4 protein-coding genes are annotated in these 4007 nt (G+C 34.3%); all 4 read left to right on the top strand.

Going from position 1 to position 4007, the window contains the following annotated elements:
- A partial coding sequence (locus tag IDG60_RS08175; protein ID WP_274611438.1) for a riboflavin kinase occupies positions 1-549 on the top strand: 549 nt, incomplete at its 5' end.
- 114 nt (positions 550-663) lie between these two features.
- On the top strand, positions 664-933 hold the full coding sequence (rpsO, locus tag IDG60_RS08170; protein ID WP_001018328.1) for a 30S ribosomal protein S15: 270 nt from the start codon (positions 664-666) through the stop codon (positions 931-933).
- Positions 934-1301: 368 nt separating this feature from the next.
- Complete coding sequence (gene pnp, locus IDG60_RS08165; RefSeq protein WP_000076690.1) at positions 1302-3398, top strand: polyribonucleotide nucleotidyltransferase; 2097 nt, start codon at positions 1302-1304, stop codon at positions 3396-3398.
- Positions 3399-3633: 235 nt separating this feature from the next.
- Positions 3634-4007 (top strand): MBL fold metallo-hydrolase (locus IDG60_RS08160; protein WP_206160608.1); only part of this gene is annotated, 374 nt, incomplete at its 3' end.

Here is a 4007-nt window from a genome sequence, read left to right as displayed (position 1 = left end):
CTTCAAGAATATGATGCGTTTAATACGACAATTGTGAGTAAACAAGAAATTGAAAATGAAAAAATTTCTACAACTTCTATTCGTCAAGATTTAATCAATGGTGAGTTGCAAAAAGCGAATGATGCTTTAGGCTATATTTATTCTATTAAAGGCACTGTAGTGCAAGGTGAAAAAAGGGGAAGAACTATTGGCTTCCCAACAGCTAACATTCAACCTAGTGATGATTATTTGTTACCTCGTAAAGGTGTTTATGCTGTTAGTATTGAAATCGGCACTGAAAATAAATTATATCGAGGGGTAGCTAACATAGGTGTAAAGCCAACATTTCATGATCCTAACAAAGCAGAAGTTGTCATCGAAGTGAATATCTTTGACTTTGAGGATAATATTTATGGTGAACGAGTGACTGTGAATTGGCATCATTTCTTACGTCCTGAGATTAAATTTGATGGTATCGACCCATTAGTTAAACAAATGAACGATGATAAATCGCGTGCTAAATATTTATTAGCAGTTGATTTTGGTGATGAAGTAGCTTATAATATCTAGAGTTGCGTATAGTTATATAAACAATCTATACCACACCTTTTTCTTAGTAGGTCGAATCTCCAACGCCTAACTCGGATTAAGGAGTATTCAAACATTTTAAGGAGGAAATTGATTATGGCAATTTCACAAGAACGTAAAAACGAAATCATTAAAGAATACCGTGTACACGAAACTGATACTGGTTCACCAGAAGTACAAATCGCTGTACTTACTGCAGAAATCAACGCAGTAAACGAACACTTACGTACACACAAAAAAGACCACCATTCACGTCGTGGATTATTAAAAATGGTAGGTCGTCGTAGACATTTATTAAACTACTTACGTAGTAAAGATATTCAACGTTACCGTGAATTAATTAAATCACTTGGTATCCGTCGTTAATCTTAATATAACGTCTTTGAGGTTGGGGCATATTTATGTTCCAACCTTAATTTATATTAAAAAAGCTTTTTACAAATATTAACATTTATTATATGTTAAGCTAATATTGAGTGAATAATAAGGTTACAATGAGATAAAGATGATATAAGTACACCTAGAGTAATAATCAAGATATTAAAAATAAAGTATGTTTTTTAAAAAATATAACTTATATTTATACTGATAAGGGTGGGACGATAAGTCTATTTTGTAAATAATAGATGGATATCCCGCTCTCTTTTTTTCCAATTCAATATTTTATAACTAATATTAAAATACGATAATAAATGATATGATATAACTATTAGATTCAAGAGAGGAGATTTATAATGTCTCAAGAAAAGAAAGTTTTTAAAACTGAATGGGCAGGAAGATCTTTAACGATTGAAACAGGGCAATTAGCTAAACAAGCAAATGGCGCTGTATTGGTTCGTTATGGAGATACAGTCGTGTTATCGACGGCAACTGCATCAAAAGAACCTCGTGATGGAGATTTCTTCCCATTAACAGTGAACTACGAAGAAAAAATGTACGCTGCGGGTAAAATTCCTGGTGGATTTAAAAAGAGAGAAGGACGTCCTGGTGACGATGCAACATTAACTGCGCGATTAATTGATAGACCAATTAGACCTTTATTCCCTAAAGGATATAAGCATGATGTTCAAATTATGAACATGGTATTAAGTGCAGATCCTGATTGTTCACCACAAATGGCTGCAATGATTGGTTCATCTATGGCGCTTAGTGTGTCGGATATTCCATTCCAAGGGCCAATCGCCGGTGTAAATGTGGGTTATATTGACGGTAAATATATCATTAACCCAACAGTAGAAGAAAAAGAAGTTTCTCGCTTAGACCTTGAAGTAGCTGGTCATAAAGATGCAGTAAACATGGTAGAGGCAGGCGCTAGTGAGATTACTGAACAAGAAATGTTAGAGGCGATTTTCTTTGGTCATGAAGAGATTCAACGTTTAGTTGATTTCCAACAACAAATCGTCGACCACATTCAACCTGTTAAACAAGAATTTATTCCAGCAGAGCGTGATGAAGCGCTAGTTGAACGTGTGAAATCTTTAACCGAAGAAAAGGGACTTAAAGAAACAGTTTTAACATTTGATAAACAACAACGAGATGAAAATCTTGATAACTTAAAAGAAGAAATCGTCAATGAATTTATCGATGAAGAAGATCCAGAGAATGAATTACTTATTAAAGAAGTTTATGCAATTTTAAATGAATTAGTGAAAGAAGAAGTTCGACGTTTAATTGCAGATGAAAAAATTAGACCAGACGGCCGTAAACCTGATGAAATCCGTCCATTAGATTCTGAAGTTGGTATTTTACCTAGAACGCATGGTTCAGGTCTATTTACACGTGGTCAGACTCAAGCACTTTCAGTTTTAACATTAGGTGCTTTAGGCGATTATCAATTAATTGATGGTTTAGGACCTGAAGAAGAAAAAAGATTCATGCATCATTATAACTTCCCGAACTTTTCAGTAGGTGAAACTGGTCCAGTACGTGCGCCAGGTCGTCGTGAAATTGGACATGGTGCGTTAGGTGAAAGAGCATTAAAATATATTATTCCTGATACTGCTGATTTCCCATATACAATTCGTATTGTAAGTGAGGTACTTGAATCAAACGGTTCATCATCTCAAGCGTCAATTTGTGGATCAACCTTAGCATTAATGGATGCGGGCGTACCGATTAAAGCACCAGTTGCTGGTATTGCTATGGGCCTTGTTACACGTGAAGATAGCTATACGATTTTAACTGATATCCAAGGTATGGAAGATGCATTAGGTGATATGGACTTTAAAGTCGCTGGTACTAAAGAAGGTATTACAGCAATCCAAATGGATATTAAAATTGACGGTTTAACGCGTGAAATTATCGAAGAGGCTCTAGAACAAGCGAGACGTGGTCGTTTAGAAATAATGAATCATATGTTACAAACAATTGATCAACCACGTACTGAATTAAGTGCTTACGCGCCAAAAGTTGTAACTATGACAATTAAACCAGATAAGATTAGAGATGTTATCGGACCTGGTGGTAAAAAAATTAACGAAATTATTGATGAAACAGGCGTTAAATTAGATATTGAACAAGATGGTACTATCTTTATTGGGGCCGTTGATCAAGCTATGATAAATCGTGCTCGTGAAATCATTGAGGAAATTACACGTGAAGCGGAAGTAGGTCAAACTTATCAAGCCACTGTTAAACGTATTGAAAAATACGGTGCGTTTGTAGGCCTATTCCCGGGTAAAGATGCGTTGCTTCACATTTCACAAATTTCAAAAAATAGAATTGAAAAAGTGGAAGATGTTTTAAAAATCGGTGACACAATTGAAGTTAAGATTACTGAAATTGATAAACAAGGTCGAGTAAATGCATCACACAGAGCATTAGAAGAATAATATTTAAAGTCATATGACGACAATGTATCGTCATGTGATTTTTTTATGCCATTTTTTACGAAGTGATCCATTTTGAATTTGTTGTATTGAACATTTTAAAACGCTTTATTATTTTGAGTGCAACTGTTAATTATCCTGTATGTATAGTGATTAATAGTGTACATCAAGTGTTTTTTAACTTATAATGAATAGTGAGTTTATATATGGACGGGTAACAAATTTAGGAGGTAAGATTTTGAGTTTAATAAAGAAAAAGAATAAAGATATTCGCATTATACCATTAGGCGGTGTTGGCGAAATTGCTAAAAATATGTATATCGTTGAAGTAGACGATGAAATGTTTATGTTAGATGCTGGACTTATGTTTCCAGAAGACGAAATGCTAGGTATTGATATTGTTATACCAGACATTTCATACGTACTTGAAAATAAAGATAAATTGAAGGGTATATTCCTTACACACGGACATGAGCACGCGATTGGTGCAGTGAGTTATGTTTTAGAACAATTAGATGCACCAGTATATGGATCTAAATTGACAATAGCGTTAATTAAAGAAAATATGAAAGCCCGTAATATTGATAAAAAAGTTCGCTACTACACAGTTAA

Source organism: Staphylococcus sp. EG-SA-2, assembly GCF_017152085.1.
This window is presented reverse-complemented; position numbering and strand designations above follow the sequence as displayed.